Origin of the sequence: Trinickia diaoshuihuensis (assembly GCF_003390925.1) — a bacterium.
Taxonomy (GTDB): Bacteria; Pseudomonadota; Gammaproteobacteria; order Burkholderiales; family Burkholderiaceae; genus Trinickia; species Trinickia diaoshuihuensis.
This window is the reverse complement of record NZ_QUBS01000016.1, coordinates 23,885-41,703: the sequence shown is the minus strand read 5'-3', so window position 1 is coordinate 41,703 and position 17,819 is coordinate 23,885. Positions and strand designations below refer to the sequence as shown.

General features: G+C 62.8%; 16 protein-coding genes. 7 read left to right on the top strand and 9 right to left on the bottom strand.

Going from position 1 to position 17,819, the window contains the following annotated elements:
• Positions 1-199: 199 nt before the first annotated feature.
• From DXT59_RS03010 to DXT59_RS02980, 6 genes are all read right to left on the bottom strand, one after another.
• Positions 200-1,978, bottom strand: a complete 1,779-nt coding sequence (locus DXT59_RS03010) for a diguanylate cyclase domain-containing protein (protein ID WP_116135454.1) — start codon at positions 1,976-1,978, stop codon at positions 200-202.
• A complete protein-coding gene (locus tag DXT59_RS03005) occupies positions 1,975-3,018 on the bottom strand; it encodes an extracellular solute-binding protein (RefSeq protein ID WP_240324378.1) in 1,044 nt (347 codons plus the stop codon). The genes DXT59_RS03010 and DXT59_RS03005 overlap by 4 nt, the downstream gene beginning before the upstream one ends.
• A 91-nt stretch (positions 3,019-3,109) precedes the next feature.
• Positions 3,110-4,912, bottom strand: a complete 1,803-nt coding sequence (locus DXT59_RS03000; protein ID WP_116135452.1) for a methyl-accepting chemotaxis protein — start codon at positions 4,910-4,912, stop codon at positions 3,110-3,112.
• Between the two features lie 282 nt (positions 4,913-5,194).
• The gene (locus tag DXT59_RS02995) at positions 5,195-6,211 is read right to left on the bottom strand and encodes a class I SAM-dependent methyltransferase (protein WP_205417364.1); all 1,017 of its coding nucleotides are present in this window, start codon (positions 6,209-6,211) and stop codon (positions 5,195-5,197) included.
• A 95-nt stretch (positions 6,212-6,306) separates the two neighbouring features.
• Positions 6,307-6,915, bottom strand: a complete 609-nt coding sequence (locus tag DXT59_RS02990) for an RBBP9/YdeN family alpha/beta hydrolase (RefSeq protein ID WP_116135451.1) — start codon at positions 6,913-6,915, stop codon at positions 6,307-6,309.
• A 228-nt stretch (positions 6,916-7,143) separates the two neighbouring features.
• Entirely contained in the window at positions 7,144-8,577 is a 1,434-nt protein-coding gene (locus DXT59_RS02980; RefSeq protein WP_116135449.1) for a YeiH family protein, read from the bottom strand.
• A 339-nt stretch (positions 8,578-8,916) separates the two neighbouring features.
• Between DXT59_RS02980 and DXT59_RS02975 the strand changes: the two genes are divergently transcribed.
• The 4 genes from DXT59_RS02975 (at position 8,917) to DXT59_RS02960 (ending at position 12,011) form a co-directional block, all read left to right on the top strand.
• Positions 8,917-9,219 (top strand): type II toxin-antitoxin system TacA family antitoxin, encoded by a 303-nt coding sequence (locus DXT59_RS02975; RefSeq protein ID WP_240324377.1) that lies wholly within the window; start codon positions 8,917-8,919, stop codon positions 9,217-9,219.
• A gap of 43 nt (positions 9,220-9,262) precedes the next feature.
• Complete coding sequence (locus tag DXT59_RS02970; RefSeq protein ID WP_116135447.1) at positions 9,263-9,679, top strand: GNAT family N-acetyltransferase; 417 nt, start codon at positions 9,263-9,265, stop codon at positions 9,677-9,679.
• 64 nt (positions 9,680-9,743) lie between these two features.
• Complete coding sequence (locus DXT59_RS02965) at positions 9,744-11,171, top strand: methyltransferase regulatory domain-containing protein (RefSeq protein ID WP_116135446.1); 1,428 nt, start codon at positions 9,744-9,746, stop codon at positions 11,169-11,171.
• 15 nt (positions 11,172-11,186) lie between these two features.
• Positions 11,187-12,011 (top strand): 4'-phosphopantetheinyl transferase family protein, encoded by an 825-nt coding sequence (locus tag DXT59_RS02960; protein ID WP_162877926.1) that lies wholly within the window; start codon positions 11,187-11,189, stop codon positions 12,009-12,011.
• A gap of 128 nt (positions 12,012-12,139) precedes the next feature.
• Here the strand turns inward: DXT59_RS02960 and DXT59_RS02955 are convergent, their stop codons facing one another.
• A complete protein-coding gene (locus DXT59_RS02955) occupies positions 12,140-13,051 on the bottom strand; it encodes a LysR family transcriptional regulator (protein WP_116135444.1) in 912 nt (303 codons plus the stop codon).
• A gap of 95 nt (positions 13,052-13,146) precedes the next feature.
• On the opposite strand from DXT59_RS02955, the gene DXT59_RS02950 reads away from it, so the two are divergent.
• Positions 13,147-13,593, top strand: coding sequence for an ester cyclase (locus DXT59_RS02950; RefSeq protein ID WP_116135443.1), 447 nt, complete (start codon positions 13,147-13,149; stop codon positions 13,591-13,593).
• Positions 13,594-13,615: 22 nt separating this feature from the next.
• Positions 13,616-14,566: an NADP-dependent oxidoreductase gene (locus DXT59_RS02945; RefSeq protein WP_116135442.1), complete on the top strand. Its 951-nt coding sequence runs from the start codon at positions 13,616-13,618 to the stop codon at positions 14,564-14,566.
• An 18-nt stretch (positions 14,567-14,584) separates the two neighbouring features.
• Here the strand turns inward: DXT59_RS02945 and DXT59_RS02940 are convergent, their stop codons facing one another.
• Positions 14,585-15,481, bottom strand: a complete 897-nt coding sequence (locus DXT59_RS02940; protein ID WP_420823355.1) for a LysR family transcriptional regulator — start codon at positions 15,479-15,481, stop codon at positions 14,585-14,587.
• A gap of 168 nt (positions 15,482-15,649) precedes the next feature.
• On the opposite strand from DXT59_RS02940, the gene aptA reads away from it, so the two are divergent.
• Positions 15,650-17,008: an omega-aminotransferase AptA gene (aptA, locus tag DXT59_RS02935; protein WP_116135504.1), complete on the top strand. Its 1,359-nt coding sequence runs from the start codon at positions 15,650-15,652 to the stop codon at positions 17,006-17,008.
• A 27-nt stretch (positions 17,009-17,035) separates the two neighbouring features.
• Here aptA and DXT59_RS02930 read toward each other — a convergent pair whose 3' ends face one another.
• The gene (locus DXT59_RS02930) at positions 17,036-17,782 is read right to left on the bottom strand and encodes a siderophore-interacting protein (protein ID WP_116135441.1); all 747 of its coding nucleotides are present in this window, start codon (positions 17,780-17,782) and stop codon (positions 17,036-17,038) included.
• Positions 17,783-17,819: the final 37 nt, after the last annotated feature.

The following is a 17,819-nucleotide window of genomic DNA, read 5'->3' as shown; positions in this document are numbered from 1 at the left end:
GAACGAGCACTCAAGTTGCACGTGCAATCAGCAAAATATGAACCGCGCAATGCATTATCCGGTTCTCGTTAGGCGGTAAACCGCTGAAATCGTGCAGACGCTGCTTTGCAGCAACGCTCCCGGCAACCCTAACCGGCGCCCGGCTTTCGCGCCACGGGACTTTCCCTCGGCCATCGCCAATCGTGCCCAACGCATGCCGCTAGGCGGCGCCCCCGGCACCTCCCTGCTGTGCCTGCAATTGCCCGTCGCTCAGCGCGCGATAGCGAACATAGCGGCGGTGCGGCGAGGTTTTCGCAACATACATCGCGGCATCGGCCTTGGCCAGTAGCTCCTCGGCGCTCGTGGCGTCGGCCGGGAATTCGCTGATGCCCATACTCGCGCCGACGCTCATTCGATGCGCCCCAATGGCGACCTCCTCGTCCAGCACCGCCGAAATCCGCTGGGCCGTCTGCCCGATCGCCTCGATCGAACGCGGGTTCGAGAACAGGACGACGAACTCGTCGCCGCCTAAGCGGGCGACGAGTCCGGCTTCCTGCACGGCCGCGCGCAAACGCCGCGCAACGACGGCCAGCGTTTCGTCGCCGGCCGAGTGGCCGAAGCGATCGTTGATCTGCTTGAAGCCGTCGAGGTCGACGAACATCAGGGCTAGCGACTCGCCGTTTCTCGACGCTTCCCGAATCGACGCCTCGAGCCGCTCCATGAACCGCATCCGGTTCGGGAGCGCGGTGAGCGTATCGTGCCCGGCGAGATGACTCAACTCGAGCTGCCTGGCATGGAGTGTACTCATTTGGGAGCGAATTTCGAGTCGCATTCGATCGAAACAACGTGCGAGCACGCCGATCTCGTCGGAGCGCTCAACCGGCAAGCGCGGCGCGCTAGATTCTTCGAATAGGTGCGTAGCGGCGTCCGCCAGTACGCGCAGGGGACGCGCCAGCGCACGCCCGAACACGATCGCGAGCACGATCGCGATGGCGCTGGAAACGAGCACCATACGTACGATTTGCCCGCCCAATGCGTTCGCCGATTGCAGCACGCCCGTCAACGAGCGCCCGAGCCCGACGACGATGAAGCGGTTGCCGTCCACGGCGCCGAACGGCGCGCGCAAGAACGCGAAAGCAAACGCATGCATGGGTCCGGGCCCGATACCGGCCGATCCGTTGAACGTCACCCGGGCCGATCCGCCGTCGAACAAGGCGCCGGTAGCGGGAAACGTCTTTTGCACCAACACGCGCCGCCCATGTTCGAATCCGAAAGTCTGGCTCGCATCGGGATGAATCAGAAAGTCGCCCCATTGATTGGCGAGATAGACGAGGTAGCCGGCCGGTAAATCGCGCTCCAGGCGCTGAAAGACCTGCGTGAGGTCCGTCTCCACGACAAGCACGCCGACATTGCTTCCGCCCGCATCCGCGATCGGCGCGCCGATATAGATGGTCGGTCTGCCCGCTCCGGCGTCCGGCCCCCCACCGGCTTCGGGCGTGAGGCCGATCGGCGAGAGATACGCATGACCTTGGACCGTCGCCAGCGTATCGAACACATAGGCGAAGTGTCCTTTTTCCTGCAGTCGGCTATCGGGCACGAGAACGATGCCGTGCGGGCCGCGCTCCACGCGGATCCGTTCCAATCCGTAGTGGGATCGCGCGACGAGGCGGATGGTCAGATACTCCGGGTGATGCATCATGAATCGCAGGAACACCTGCGAGAGCCTCGCGCGGCCGGCATCGGACGCATCGTCGCCGCGCGCCACGGTCACGGCCGAGGGCATAGTCGCCAGCACTAGGGCATCGTCGGCCACGTCCGCTAACGCGGCGGTGAAGCGCTGACTCAGCAACTGCGTGGCGGGCAGCAAACCGCCTTGCGCTTCGAGCATCATCATCGAGCGGTTGGCGCGGTAGGCGTAATAGCCGGTCGCGCCCGACGCCGCCACGCCGATACAGACGAGCAGGATCGAGAGCCGGGTGCTTAATCCGAGTTTCATCACTTCAGGAAATTCACTAGACGGTCGCCCGATTCGATGCGCCGCCACAGCGCTGCACGCTCGCCGTCGCTCTCGACGCGCTCGATCCAAATCAGGCGGCGGGCGTCGCCCGGCGTTTGGTCGGCCTCGGGCAACAGCGTATTCGCTAGGCCTTCCCTTTGCGTGAGCTCACTGCCGATGGACGGCTCGAGCATCCCATCGATCCAGTCGTAGGCAAGCGCCGGGTTGGCCGCTCCCTTGACGATCGCCCAGCAATCGAGCCAAGCGAGCGCGCCTTCATCCGGAATGGCGTAGCCGACGTCCGCCCCGGCCCGGCGCAGCAGCGCGACCTGCTGAGTCCCGTAGTTGCCGAACATCAGCGCGACGTGATGCTGGACGAACAACGCCGTCGCCTCCTCGGGCAACGTGTAGTAAGTGAGCAGATTGCGACGCAATTGAACCAGCTTGCGCGCGACCGCGCGCATTTGCTTCGGCGACAAGTGGAACGGATCGCTATAGCCGAGCGCCAGCGCGGCAAACGAAAAATTGTGCTCCGCACTGTTGAAGTCGAGTACCTTGCCGCGATAGCGCGGGTCCCACAAGGCGAGCATCGAGCGCGGCGCCGCGGCCACTTGCTTGCGATCGTAGATCAGCCCCATCGACGAATAGGTGAATGGAATCGCGTAAGCGTCGTGGCCGTCGACGAGGCCCGGGATGCCGCCCAATCGCCGAAAATATCGCCGCTGCCGCGCGCGGTTCGGAATCGCGGACAAATCGAGAGGCGTCAAGAGGCCGGCTCGCGCGTAGCGCGCGATCTCCGCGGTATTGGCCGCGAGGACGTCGAACGGCGGCGGATTGGCGCTGTGCATGCGAGCCCATAGGGCCTCGTCGGAATCGACGAACGTGACCTCGACTTTGGCATGAAAGCGCTTCTCGAACGCGCTGACCCAATCGTCGTCCGCGTAGCCGGGCCACGCCAGCACCCTCAATACGGCCGGTTGGGGCAACGCCGCGGCGGCCGGCAATGCGCTCGTCGCGAACGCGAGCGCGAGCGCGAGTGCCATCAGCCGCCCGCCCCTTATGCGACCAACGAGCCGCATAAGCCTGCACCGCCCGAGGGGTGGCTTCGACGCCCGGCGCCGCACGGTCGCCATCCTACGCGGACAGCTTGAACTCGCCCACGGCTTGCGCAAGTTTCGCGGCTTGCTCTCGCAGCATTTGCGCCGCGGCGGCCGATTGCTCGACGAGCGCCGCGTTTTGCTGCGTCGTGTTGTCGAGCTGAGCGAGCGCTTGGTTCACTTGGCCGAGCCCCGTGCTTTGCTCCGTGGCCGCCACCGAGATTTCGCCGATCACGCTCGTGATCCCGCGCACGCCCTCCACGATCTCATCCATCGTCGCACCGGCCGTTTGCACCAAGCTAGAGCCGCTCTCGATCCGCTCCACGGACGAGTTGATCAACAGTTTGATTTCCTTCGCCGCTTGCGCGCTGCGCTGCGCGAGCGCGCGCACTTCGCCCGCCACCACCGCGAAACCGCGTCCGTGTTCGCTCGCGCGCGCCGCTTCCACCGCCGCGTTCAGCGCCAGGATATTCGTTTGGAAGGCGATACCGTCGATGACGCCGATGATGTTTGCGATTTCCGTCGATGCCTTGGTAATCGCATCCATCGTCGACACCACGTCGCCCACCACCTTGCCGCCCCGCAGCGCCACGTGCGATGCCGATTCCGCAAGCTCGCTCACTTGCGTGGCCGCATCGGCCGAATTGCGCGCGGTGCCTGAGATCTCCTCGAGTGCCGCCGCGGTCCTTTGCAAGTTCGATGCGGCAAGTTCGGTCCGGCTCGAGAGATCCTGGTTACCCTGCGCGATCTCCGCGCTCGCCACGTTCACCGACTCGCTGAAATCGCGGATATGCCGCAGGATCGCACTGATCTTCTCGGCGAACAGATTGAACGCGTGGGCGATTTGGGAGGCTTCGTCATGACCGCTGACAGGCAGCCGCCGCGCCAGGTCGCCGCTGCCGCTGGCAACGTCGGTCAGTGCGTCGCGTACCAGCAATACGCGTTTGAAGGCCGCGTTCGTCAATGCGCCGACCAGGGCGGCCGATATCAACGCGACCAAAACGATCGCGAGCAGCGTCGTCGTCGCGACGGCCCGCATACCGGCCGTCACGTCGGCTTTGTCGAGCGCGAGCACCAGGCTCCAGTCGGTGCCGGCGATCGGCTGGGCGCGCAAGAGCTTGGTCGCGCCGTCGATCTCGACGGCCAGCGAGGACGAAGCCCCTTGCATCGCTTTGAGCGCATCGGGCGTCAGGGCCGGCGCCATCTCGGTGGCCGGCTTCATGATGAGATCCGTTTTGGCGCTGGCGATGACGTTGCCCTTCGCGTCCACGAGGAAAGCGAAGCTCGCGGGGGTCGGGTGCACCGAGGTCACGATTTCGCTCACGCTTTGCATGAACAGACTCGCCGCCATGACCGCTTTCACATTGCCGTCACGAACGATCGGTACGGCGAAGGCAACGGCCGGCTTGCCCGACGACACGTCTCGGTAGAGCGCCGTCACGACGATATGCCCCGCCGCCATCGCTTGCTTGTACCAAGGCCGTCCGGTGGGATCGTAATTCGGCGGAAGCGTGACGTTCGAAAACGCCGTCTTATCGGGCAAACCGAGCGTCATGACTTCGAAACCGCCCGATTTGGCGAGCAGCTTGAGCGCCGGCAACGGGTCGCCCTCCCCGACCGCAATGGTATCGGCCAGCGCTTGCGTCTCGCGGGTACGGCTTTCGGCCCATCCGTCGATGGCGAGCGCATGACCCGTCAAGATGGATTTGAAGTTCTGATCGATGGCCTCGTCGTTATGGATCTTGACGACGTAATAGAGCAATCCGCCGGTGACCGCTAGCGCGGTCACCACAATTGCGACGCAAGCCATGAGGATTCGACCGCGAATGGTTCCGAGCATTACCGTAAGTCTCCGAGAGCGGCGAGATGCGATTGATAAGCGAGGGCATTACGGTGTAGATAACGACAGCTTACAAATGAAACTTGAGATGTAAGCATCGAAAAGTCGGCAACGGCTCATGCATCTCGCGATGCACACGGCACGCTCGAATTGCACAATTAAGGAAGTTCTTAACTTGCTCGATGGAACGGTCGCGGCAGGCGCGGGCGCCGTAGGAGGCGCACGCCGCCGGGTTAATTGACCGGCTCGATCCGTGCCGGTCCGCGATGAATCAACGTCGGCTCAAATCGGTGTGGGATAGAAGGTGCCGCCAACCACATCGTCCGTCGCGACGCTGTCCCAACTGAACTGTTCGACGTCGCGGCGCTTCACGCCCAAGTATTGACTATGGCAATACAAACCGTGTACCCAGCGGCCGCGCAAGTAGGAATCGGCAAGCGCGGAAAACTTCGCCGAGATGGGGTTCGCCATCGTGGCTTCCAGACACTCGAACCCTAGCGCCGGAGAAAACAGCGCGCGCAATCCCATATCGCTGAATTGAAAGAAATGCCAGGGCCGCTCGTGCGAGGAAAAAGAAAAATGCGTTTCGATGAACAGCATGCCGCCCACTTTCAGCAGCTTCGATATTTCGGCGGCAACCACCCAAGGCATGGCGAGATGCTCGAACACCGCACTCGAGAAGATCAGATCGAATTTTTCCTCGGGACCGAAGTAACTCGATAGTTTATGCGCGTCGCCCACCACATCGACGTTCGGTCCCGGGTAATAGTCGAAGCCGGTATATTGCGCCTTCGTGAAGCGCTCCCGTATCGTCGAGGCGCCGGTCACTTCGCGGCTACCGATCTCGAGCACCCTCATGCCCTCTTTGTTCCCGAGCTCGACACACAGGTTACCCTGGTTCTGGTGCGCGTCTTTCAGTTTGTCAGGCAACGGAACACTGTTATCCAGTAAAGCACGGTCTATCTCGGCGTCGGACATCGCCGGCTTGAATTGGCGTCTTTGCTCGTTCTTTCCAAACTGGGAAAAATGCACGAACCCGGTGATCAAGGGGTTGCGCAAAACCTCCTGCGCAACGTCGGGATTGGCCAACAAATAACCCAACTCACTGAAATTCTCGAAGGTCGCAAGCTCTGTCATCATTTTATTTGAACGAATTCGCCGTAACGGTTGATGAAACATTACGGGCTGCAATTCATTGGATTGCATGCCGGCGCTCGCGTCGTATTTTCGAACAATGGAGAAAATGCAACCACGGCGCAGGCAGATGATAGCGCCACGAAAAGAATGATTGCGCGACAAAGTCGCGCATAACGAATGACATTCCGTCAAACGGAATCAAAGTCCAACGACGTTTTAGTAAACGATTAGCGTCACGGGTAAACGTCGACCCCGGTTTAAAGCGACGGCTCCAATGCCTCCACCGGCTGCTGCTCGATCGGATGAAACACCTTCTTGGCGGCGTGATGCACGAGCGTATCGATAAAGAATTTGGCGCGCGGCCAAGGGCCGAAACCGGCCTCCGTATTGATATGTCCCACAGCGCCCAAATTGACGAATGCACTGCCGAGCCGGCTCGCCAATTGGAGCGCCTCGGGCGCGGGCATCCACGGATCGTTTTCGCTGCCGATCAGAATCGAAGGCACCGCCAAGCGGTGCGGGGATAGGCGGCCAACGGCGGCGAACTTCTCGGGGCTCGCCGGCGCGACCAGTAAAACGCCCGCCACCTCGGCCGTCGGTACATAACATTCGAGCGCGCGTATCGTCGCGAGGCATCCGTAACTGTGCGCGGCGAGCACGAACGGGCCTCTCTCGCGCTCGAGCAATTCGCCGACCGAACGCGCCCATGCGTCGAGCGAAGGCGCTTCCCAATCCGCCTGCTCGACACGCAGCGAATGCGCGAACTGCCGCTCTAGCCAAGTTTGCCAGTGCGCCTCCTCGCTGCCGTGCAAGCCGGGAACCGTGACGAGCCGCGGGGGCCAATTGAAATTACCGCATAGGCTCATCGATTTCTCCCTCTTGGTATAACGCTTCGAATGCCGGGCAGGCGTCGTCGGGCGACACGAACTGGTCGTGCCGCAGGCACAGCCTGCTATCGGCCACGCTCGATCCGTATGCCGATCCCAACACGGCGAGCCCCGCCACGGCCCGCTCGATGCCGGCGCGGCCGGGATCGCGATGCCGGCAATCTCGGCATCGTTCGGAGCGGGCGGCGCTCAAGGGGCGGAGCGAACTCATTGACCTAGATTGGCCCAATAATGGCCGAACACATGCACGGACAAGATGTAGCCGACGATCACATTGACGATGACGCCCGCCGTAAAGGCGAAAAACGGTCGCGCCCCGGTCGCCGAAAGAGACTTCAGGCGCGTGGTCAGCCCGATCGAAAAGAAGCAGAAAATAAACGCCCACGTGCGCAGAACGGTAATCGGCGCCGTGAATTCGGGCGCGACGACCTTGCGGTAGACGCCTAACGTATGGCCGCTCGCCACCCACGTCACGAACGCCGATGCAACGACGAAGCCGATGACGAACTTTGGAAACCGCGCCCAGATCTCGCGCGCCCGCGGCCTGGCCGTCACTTCGGTGCCGCCCTCCCAACGCGTCGTGGCGACGATGGCGAGCACGAATGCCCAGATGCCGATCCAAATATCGCGGCCGACGACCTTCATCAACGTGAACGCTTGCAAGGCGGACTCCGGCGCACCGGCGATCGCTCCCGCACCCTGTTTGGCCAGGTCGCCGTATGCCTGCGCGGCGGCTAGGCCAGCCGCATCGGCGAACTCCGAGGTGCCGATCCATGCGCCCGCGACGCCCGTCGGTAAGCCCAACGCCCGGGAAACGAGCGGCAAAGCGAAGATCATCACGATCGCCCAGACGATGACGAGCGTGATCGCCATCGGCGCATGTTCGCGTTTCGCCCGCACCGCGCCCGCGATCGCGATCGAGGCGGAGACCCCACAGACGGCACCGCCCGCGCCGAGCACGGCGGCGAAACGTTTGTCGAGCCCCAAGGCCTTGCCCGTGAAAAAGATGACGAAGAAGGTCAACAGCGAGACGATCCCGGCTTGGCCCACGGCGACGGGTCCCGCCCAGACGAGCAGGGTAAACGGCAGCGTCGCGCCCAGCAGAACGATCCCCACCTTGATATAAAGCTCCACGCGCAATCCGGCTTGAAACCATTCGGGCAGCTTGATGAGGTTCGATATCACGAGGCCCGCGGCCAACGCGACGAGCGGCGGTTCGAGGTTGTATTTGGAGGCGCCAGTCCAGGCGCCGAGCGAAAAGATAACGATTGAGCCGATGAAAACGATAACGAACGACGCGGCGAAGTGCGCGACGCGCTGGCCGAGCGCGGCGACGGCGATCGAAAAAAGCAGACCAAATACGGCAATCAGCGCGACGTAGTTGGGCAAATGCGAGGAGAAATGCCGGACGGCGTCGCCCACGCTCGTCCAAGGCGCCGGCGAGATCGCGAGCCATCGGATGCTACCGCCGCTCGCGTACAGGATGTAGGCGGCCAAGACCAGGCCGAGCCCGATTACGATCGACCATCCGTCTTCTTGCGACGTCAACGCGCGCCAGAAGGCGCGTGGCCCCCGGCCGTGAGCCGATGCATCGTTCTTCCCGTTTTCGGCGGGTGCGGTGCCCGCTTGCGATCCGCTCATTATGAATCCCCGTGAGTTGCGCACTTGGACGATTATCGAAAGCGAGAAGAGAAAAACGAACCAATAGTTTGGACTAAGGATAGTGCGCGCGGCACCGTTCCGAGATCCTCGGGACGTCGCCGCAGCAAAAACCATCTTATGGTGCCATTTTGGCACCACATGAGCTAGAATGGCACAAAACGCACTTCCATCGGAAAGCGCCCGAATTCGTGAGCAGCGGAACTCCCGCGGGCGGCGCCCCGCTAACATTCAGGTCCTGAGCCTTTGCCGTCCCGGTCCTCTATAAGAGGAAGCCGGAAAGGTTCGAATAGAGGAAAGAGAATGCCTATCCATAACGGTATGGACAACTCCAGCCGCGGGCGTATCACTGCTCGATTGAGCGCGGAGAAGCAGGAAATCCTGCAGCTCGCCGCGGACTTATCGGGTAGCACTCTCAATCAGTTCATCGTGCAATCGGCACTGCGCGCCGCGGAGCAAGTCATCGAGAAGGAAGAGGTGATACGTTCCATCCGCCTGACGCTGGAGGAATCGAAACGCTTCTTCGCGCTGCTGGACGAACCGTCGAAGCCGAACGAAGCGCTGCAGCGTGCAATGAAACGTTTCAGGAACAAAACGTTTGGAACCGCAGATCCGACGACTTAACGAACAAGACGACCGTCGAGACTTCGATTGCGGCGTCGCTTCGATGAACGATTGGCTACGCAATATCGCCAGTCAGCATCAAAAGAAGAACCTCTCGCGGACTTACGTCGCAATCCGGCGCGAAGCCCCAGACCAGGTCATCGGGTACTACGCCCTCGCGGCATTTCTCATCGAAACGGAAGGGATGCCGGGCAAACGCCTTCCCGATAGGGTCTCCGCGGTTTTGTTGGCTCGCCTCGCGATCGACAACGGCCGCCAGGGCCGGGGCCTCGGCGCCCATCTCCTCATGCACGCGCTCGATACCGCTCTGACCACTTCCGAAGCGGTAGGCGTGCAGTGCGTCGTTGCCGACGCCATCGACGAGCGCGCGGCTGGCTTTTACCGCAAGTACGGGTTCCAGCCCTTCACGCAGACGCCGCGTCGCCTTTTTTTGCCGATCGAAACGATAAGGCAAGCATGATCTGAAGCCGGCGCGCCCGCCATATATGGCACCATACGAAACTCGCGCCGCCCCGTTCATTCTCATGCACGCATCCGATTCTTCCTCCGGCTACCTGAGCGACGTGACGTTTCCGGACCGCTTCCATCGGGAACTGTCCCCGGCGTGGCTGAACTATGCAAGCGTGCTCGGCGGCGCTCGACCGAAAGCGCTGGACAGGCCGTTTCGCTATCTGGATCTGGGCTGCGGCTTCGCACACTCGACGATCGTCAACGCCGCGGCCTTCCCGCACGCCGAGTTTCATGCCTGCGATTTCAACGCGGCCCATATCGAGGCGGCTTCGCAGCGGGCGGCCCGGCTCGGCGTGCGCAACATCGCCTTCCACGAGGCAAGCTTCGAGGCGCTGCTCGAGCAAGATTTGCCGCGCTTCGATTTCATCGTGTTGCACGGCATCTACAGTTGGGTCGATGCCGGTGTGCGGAGCGTCGTGCGGCAACTGATTTCCGAACGCCTTGCCGACGAAGGCCTCGTGTACGTGAGCTACAACTGCCAGCCCGGCTGGTCCGCCGAAGCCCCGCTGCGCAAGCTGATGCTCGAATTCGCACAGGCGGCGCCGGGCGCTATCGAATCGCGCACCGGCGGCGCGATCGCGCGTATGCAGACGCTCGGCAACGCGAACTTTCGCTACTTTCGCGACAATCCGAGCGTCGCCGACGCGCTGTCCGCGCTGGCGGCAAGCCCCGTCGACTATCTTGCGCACGAGTATCTGAACGCCACGTGGGACATCCACTACTCGGTCGACGTGATCGACGAGATGGCGCGCGCGGGTCTCGCCTATGCCGGCAGCGCAACGCTGGCCGACAATCACCCCGCGCTGTTGCTCGATCGCCAAGCGGCCGAGGCGATCGCGGCCCTGCCCAATACTAGGCTCCGGCATCTCGCCGAGGACTTCGCCGTCAACCGCCGGTTCCGCCGGGACGTGTTCGTACGCGGCGTCCGCACGAGCCGCTCGCAAGCCGAAGCGCTTCAATTTCTAGAAGACATGCCGGTTGGCTGCACGACGCGCGTCGAGCAAATCGAGACTCGCGCGACGATCCCGCGCGGGGTGCTCAGTTTCCAGCAGGAATTTATCGCGGATTTACGTAGCTTGATGCGACAGGGCTCGATGCGCATCGGCGAGATCGTCGCACGGCTCGGTGGCGAAGGCCGTAGCGCGCAAGAAATCCGGCAAAACTTGCTCTTCCTCGTAGCCAGCGGCGTCTTGACGCCATTCGCGCAGGCGGGCGGGCATTGCGCGACAGGCGCGCGGCGCGCGGTCAACGCGGCGGCTCTGGCCGCGCTCGCCGGCGGCTCCGGCGACGCCGCGAACGCATACATCCCGAGCGAGCTGCTTGGAAACGGCGTCGCGGTCGGCGCCGACGAAGCGAAGCAGGCGTTGCAATGGATCGCCGGTGACGAGACGGTGCCTTGCCCGCCCCGCCTTGCGCGCCTCGGCGTGCTATGCGGCGCTTGACCGGGGCCTATGGAGATGACTCGATCACGCGAGTACGTGGCGCTCGGCCGGCAGTTGCTCGATCAATTGCCGCTAGAAGCAGGCGAGGTTCATATCTGGGTGGCCGTCGTCGGGGAAATGCCTGACGACGAACTCTCCGCGCAATTCGATTGCGTTCTGACCGCGGACGAACGCGCGCGCCACGGCCGATTTTTTTTCGAGAAGGATCGCCGCCGCTACGCCGTCACACGCTCGCTCGTCCGATATGGCCTCTCGCGCTATGTACCGATCGTACCGTCCGATTGGCGCTTCGACGCCACGGAATTCGGCCGCCCCATCATCGCGAACAGTCACCCCGCCATCGCGGGGCTGACGTTCAACATTTCGCATTCCGATCATGTCGTTTTGCTGGGCGTCACGCGTGACCGCCAACTCGGGATCGACGTCGAGGACCTGCAGCGCAGAACGCCGCTCGATGTTGCCGACGGCTTTTTCTCGCCGCATGAAGTGCTGCAATTAAGATCGTTACCGGCGGATCTGCAACCGGCACGCTTTCTCGATTTTTGGACGCTCAAGGAAAGCTATATCAAGGCCCGGGGCAAGGGGCTTTCCATACCGCTCGATCAGTTCGCATTCGATTTGAGCGGCGAAGCCGGGCTGCGCCTGAGCATCGACGAGCGGCTGGGCGACGCGCCGGAGCATTGGACGTTCTGGCAATGGCGCCCCAGCGCAGACTGCCTCTCGGCGCTTTGCGTCGAAAACAAACCCTGCGTGACGACGCACGTCACGGTCCGGCGCATCGTGCCTTTCGTTTCCGAAACGCAGGCGACGTTCGACGTATTGCGCGAATCTTCCAAATAAAACGCATTTCCATACCCAACAATGCAAAACCCGCCTTCGTCGTCGCGGCGGCGATCGTCCTCGTCGGTTGGATACTCGCGCGCGCATCGAAGCGCCGCACGCAGGTGGTGACCGAACGAGCCGGCGCCCTATAACGCCGCCGCCTGCGCGGCAATGAACGTCCTTAACCACCGCTGCGCCGGGTTCGGATCGCCACGACGATGCCAGATCAAATCGAATCGGACGTCCGCCAGTGCAATCGGCGGTGCGAAGAGCACGAGCTTGCGCGCCGCCGCGGAGTTCAGCGCAATACGCTTGAGCACGGTCGCCGTGGTTTGCGTTCGCGCGACGATATCGGGCACCGCGGACATGTGCGGCAACGCGACGGCTACCGTGCGACGCAAGCCCCGTTGCGTGAGCGCCTGGTCGACGAGCCCGTAGCGATCCCCCTCGGGCGACGCAAGGACATGCTTCAATCCTAAGTAGGTTTTCACCGTCATGGCGCGCCGCGCCGCGGGATTGTCCTTCGCGACGATCGTCACGAACTCGTCGCTCAAAATGGGCCGCGTGAAAATGCGCTGATCCGACTGCGTCGGCGGCACGCCGATGGCCGCATCGATCTCGCCCGCGTCGAGCAGATCGACCGCCGCGTCGCGATCGTTGAACGCACGCACGCCGATCGAAATTCCGGGCGCCTCGCGTTCGAGCGCAGCCAACAACGCAGGCAACAGCACATACGCCGGGTAATCCGACAGCCCGAGATTGAACGTCAACGATGCCTCACCAGGTTCGAAGCTCGGCTCGGCCACGAGCGTTCGTTCGAGTTGGCGCAACGCCTGTCCGATCGGATCCGCCAATTCCCGCGCCCGCGGCGTGGGCAGCAGCCCCTCGGCGCTTCGCAGAAACAGCGGATCGCCCAGCAAAGTGCGCAACCGCGAGAGCGCCGCGCTCATCGCGGGCTGGCTCACGCCGACTTGCGTGGCCGCGCGCGTGACGTTGCGCTCGCTCATCAACGCATCGAATGCCACGAGCAGGTTCAGATCGATCCCGTGAAAATCCATATTTCAAATAATCATTCATATCGGCTATTTGTTGGACGGATTTTAGTCGGATCGACAGAATCACGCCATGTTCATCAACGACAGGCGACATCACCATGCATGCATCCGACAGTGAGACCCATACGGTGCTGACGAGCGAACTGGAAGCGGTCAAGACGCTGTATCGCGCGTTCAGCGAGAAAAATCCCGCCCTCCTGGACGGCATCCTTGCCGACGATTGGGACGACATCCCTCTCGGCCCAGGCCAGCAGCCCGGTCCCGAAGGAATCAAACCAATCATTAAAAGCTTTGGCCAGGCCTTTCCCGACGTGCATATCGTCATTCACGACGTCGTGCAGACCCCAGGCAAAGTCGCCGTCCGCGCCGAAATCACGGGCACCCATCTCGGGGAGTTCTTCGGTATTGCCGCGACGGGCCGGAAGGTCAGCGTGCGCCTGCATGAATTCCATGAAATCGAACACGGCCGTTTGAAGAGGACGTGGCACATGGAGGACTGGTTCGGTTTCTTCATGCAAGTCGGCAAATTCCCCGATCAAGCTTAACGATCACAAGCGAGAGACACATATGAAAGCATCGTTCATCGAGACCTTCGGCAGCGCGGACGTCATCGTCGAAGGCGACCTCCCCTCACGTTCGATCGGCGCCGGCGACGTGACCGTGCGCGTCGAAGCGGTGGGTTTAAACCCGCTCGACGTGAAGATCATGGCGGGCGTTATGCAGCAGGTATTTCCCATCGAATTCCCGTACGTGCCGGGTACGGACTTCAGCGGCGTCGTCACGGCGGTGGGCGATGGGGTGACCGGGCTGCGCCTCGGCGATCGCGTGGTGGGCCGCGCCGCGCCGACTGCGGGCGGCGCAATCGCGCACTATCTGGCGATACCGGCCGACGAGCTATCCGTCATTCCTCCCGAGATGAGCTTCGAGCAAGCGGCCGCCTTACCCACCGCCTTCGGCACGGCCAGCCAAAGCCTTTTCGACGTGGGAGGCCTGCGGCGCGGCGAACGGGTCTTGATCCATGCGGCGGCGGGCGGCGTCGGCGTCATGGCCGTGCAATTGGCGCGGCAGGCGGGCGCGCATGTGACCGCCACGGCGTCCGCGCGCAACCACGATTTGCTGAAAGGCTTAGGCGCGGACGAGATCATCGATTACCGCGTCGAGGACTTCGCTCGAACCCGCGATATCGACCTGGTGCTCGATACGATCGGCGGCGAGACGCTCGAAAAATCGTGGCAAGTCTTGCGCGCCGGCGGACGCATCGCGAGCATTGCGGAGTTCGGCATTGAGCCGCGGGAGGGCCATGCCGGTCAGTTCGTCTTCTTCGCGCAAGCGAAGCGATTTCTTCCCGACGCCATCCGCATGTTCGAGGCAGGCGAACTTCAAATCGTCATCGATGGGATCTTCGCCCGCGATGAAGCGCGCGCCGCATTCGAAAAACTGGCGACCGGACATGCGCGCGGAAAAATCGTCATTCGCATGAATAGTGGGCATACAAAACCGTTAGACACCGCCGTTTGACGAGCGATGCGGCGCCGCCTAGGCCGTCCAGCCGTCCGCATGCGCGGCTTCGAGGCAAGCTTGAAACAGCAGCGCCGCGCGCGACGGCCTAGGCGAGCGGCGCGTGAGTCCCACGTAACGGCACTCATAGTGGAAACGCTGCGGCGCAACCGCTCGCAGCATGCCCCTTCGTTCGAAGCTCTCGGCATAGTGATCGGGCAGGAAACCGAGAAATCGCCCCGATAGAATCAAGGTCGCGATCGCTTCTTGGTCGAACGCCGTCGCACGCCGCGTGAGCTTCGCCCGATGGCTCAACTCCATATTCGGCGAATGAAAGCCTAGTCCGGCGAACGCATGCTTGCGAATCGCAGCCCAAGTCAGCCGCGCATGCGAGGCGTCGTACAGCGGGTGCTGCCGGCCGCAATAGAGCAGCATCTGTTCGCCGAAGAGATTCGTATAGACGAGGCTTTTCGACGTGCGATGCGCCGGGATGATGCCCACTTGATAGCTGCCGTCGATCACCCCGCGTTCGACTTCGTTGATCGATGCGACGTGCAGATTCAACGCGACGTCCGGCGCTTCGTCGACGAATTGCCGGATGGCATCGCCGATCCGCGCCTGGCGATTCGTCGCGGTCTTGTCGAACACCGCGACGTGAAGCTCGCCGCCCATCTTGTCGTGAATGCCGTCGATTCGGCTGCGGAATGCCTCGATCGAGGAGAGCAGCACGAGCGTCTCCTCATAGACGGTCTGCCCCTCCGCCGTCAGCGTAAAACCGGCCCGTCCGCGCCGGCACAAGACGAGACCAAGCCGTGTCTCCAGATCCTTCACATGGCGGCTGATCGTCGAAATGCCGATATTGAGTTCCAGTTCGGCCGCGGCCATCCCGCCGCACTGGACGACGGCCTTGAACACGCGCAGCAAGCGCAAATCCATGTCGCTGAGCTGACCCAGCAGCGCGCGGCTCTTCGTTTTTACTTGCACGGATTGGAAAGTAAAGATTGATATTGCGATATCGAAGAGACTAATCGTCCAGCCGAAAATACGCAATGTACCCACTGCGAGGGGCGCCCCGCGCCGACCGATATGAACGACATGACCGACATGACCGGAATCGAGAACGGATCGAAGCGCAGCCAGGATGAGGTTCGTACCGATGCGGCGTGGCTCGAAGCGCATTGGATGCCGTTCACCGCGAACCGGCAGTTCAAGGCCGATCCGCGCATGATCGTCGGCGGCCAAGGGGCCTATTACACCGATGCCGACGGCCGAAAGATCTTCGACGGCCTCTCGGGCCTCTGGTGCTGCGGCCTCGGTCACGGGCGCACGGAAATCACGGAGGCGGTGAGCCGCCAGGTCGCCCAACTCGATTACGCCCCCGCATTCCAATTCGGTCACCCGAAATCGTTCGAACTCGCCAATAAGATCAAGGCGCTGACGCCGGACGGGCTCGACTACGTCTTTTTCACGGGCTCGGGTTCCGAAGCGGCGGATACGTCGCTCAAAATGGCGCGCGCTTATTGGCGCGCCAAGGGCAAGGGGACGAAGACCCGATTGATCGGCCGGGAGAAGGGTTACCACGGCGTGAACTTCGGGGGCATTTCGGTAGGCGGGATCGGCCCGAACCGCAAGTTATTCGGCCAAGGCATCGAAGCGGACTTCCTCCCGCATACGCAATTGCCCGAAAACCGGTTCTCGCGCGGTCAGCCGGAACATGGGGCGCAGTTGGCCGACCGGCTGCTCGATCTGATTGCGTTGCACGACGCGTCGAACATCGCGGCCGTCATCGTCGAACCGTTCTCCGGCTCGGCAGGCGTCGTCGTGCCGCCGAAAGGCTATTTGCAGCGTCTGCGCGAAATTTGCACGGCGCACGACATTCTGCTTATTTTCGACGAAGTCATTACGGGCTTCGGCCGTACGGGCGCGATGACGGGCGCTCAGTTCTTCGGCGTCACGCCCGATATCGCGAATTTCGCGAAGCAAGTCACGAACGGCGCGCAACCGCTCGGCGCCGTCGTCGCGAGCAAGGAAATCTACGAGACGTTCATGGCGGCCGGCGGCCCCGATTACATGCTCGAGTTTCCGCACGGCTACACCTACTCGGCGCATCCGGTGGCGTGCGCGGCGGGCATCGCCGCGCTCGATCTACTGGAGAAAGAGGCAGCGGTGAGCCGCGTCCGCGAATTGGCGCCGCGGTTCGAAGCGGCGGTGCATGGGCTCAAGGGTCAACGCCATATCGCCGACATCCGCAACTGCGGGCTCGCGGCAGGCCTCACGATCGCGCCCAAGCCCGGCGAACCGGCGCGCCGGCCGTTCGACATTGCGATGCACTGTTGGAAAAAAGGCTTTTATGTGCGATTCGGCGGCGACACGATCCAACTCGCGCCGCCGTTCATCTCCGAACCGCACGAAATCGACGACTTGGTGAGTGCGCTATCCGATGCGCTCAACGCCGTTGATTGAGCCCCGGTCGGCGTTGCCGCCCGCCGCTCAGTCTTCGAACTTTTCGCTTGCGTCGGCGCGGCCTTTGATCCAATAACCGGTGGCCTTCACCGCGCTGGGCGGGCGCTTTCGCTCGCCGCGCATGTAGTCGCGCACCGCGCGCGTCACATGCGCCTCCGCCGCGATCCAGACGAACCCATCGCCCTCGGGTAGCGCGAGCTTCGCGAGCGCATCGAGGAACGGTTGCGGATCGTCGGCGCGCTCGGCCGGCCGGTGCACCCAGTGCGCCTCGTATTGCGCGCGCGTCTCGAAATGTTGCTCGTTGGCCTCGCTCGTGACGGCTGCCAGGCTGATCACCTTCGTTCCGGCAGGCGCTTCCTCGATCGTACGTCCGATCGCCGGTAGCGCCGTCTCGTCGCCGACCAAGAGCCACCAATCGGGTTCGCCTTCCATGACTCGCGATCCCTTCGGCCCGCCCACCTCGAGCGTATCGCCGGGCTTGGCGGCCAGCGCCCAGCGCGTGGCGGGTCCCGCGTCATGCAAGGCGAAATCCACGTCGAGCGTGCGCTCGCCCGTATCGAAGCGGCGAGGCGTGTAGTCGCGCGACACCACGTCGCCGTTCTCTTGCACGATAAAGAGCTTGATGTGATCGTCGGGTGCGGCGCTCGTGAAATTACGCAGATCGTCGCCCGCGAACGTCACGCGCAGCATCTCCGGCGTCACGCGCTGCGTCGCGCGGACGGTAAGCTTGCGTCTGCGCAACTCATGCATGACGCGTTTAAAGGTGAAACTCATCTCGCGCTCCCGGGTTCGGTTCCGCTTTGTCCAGATT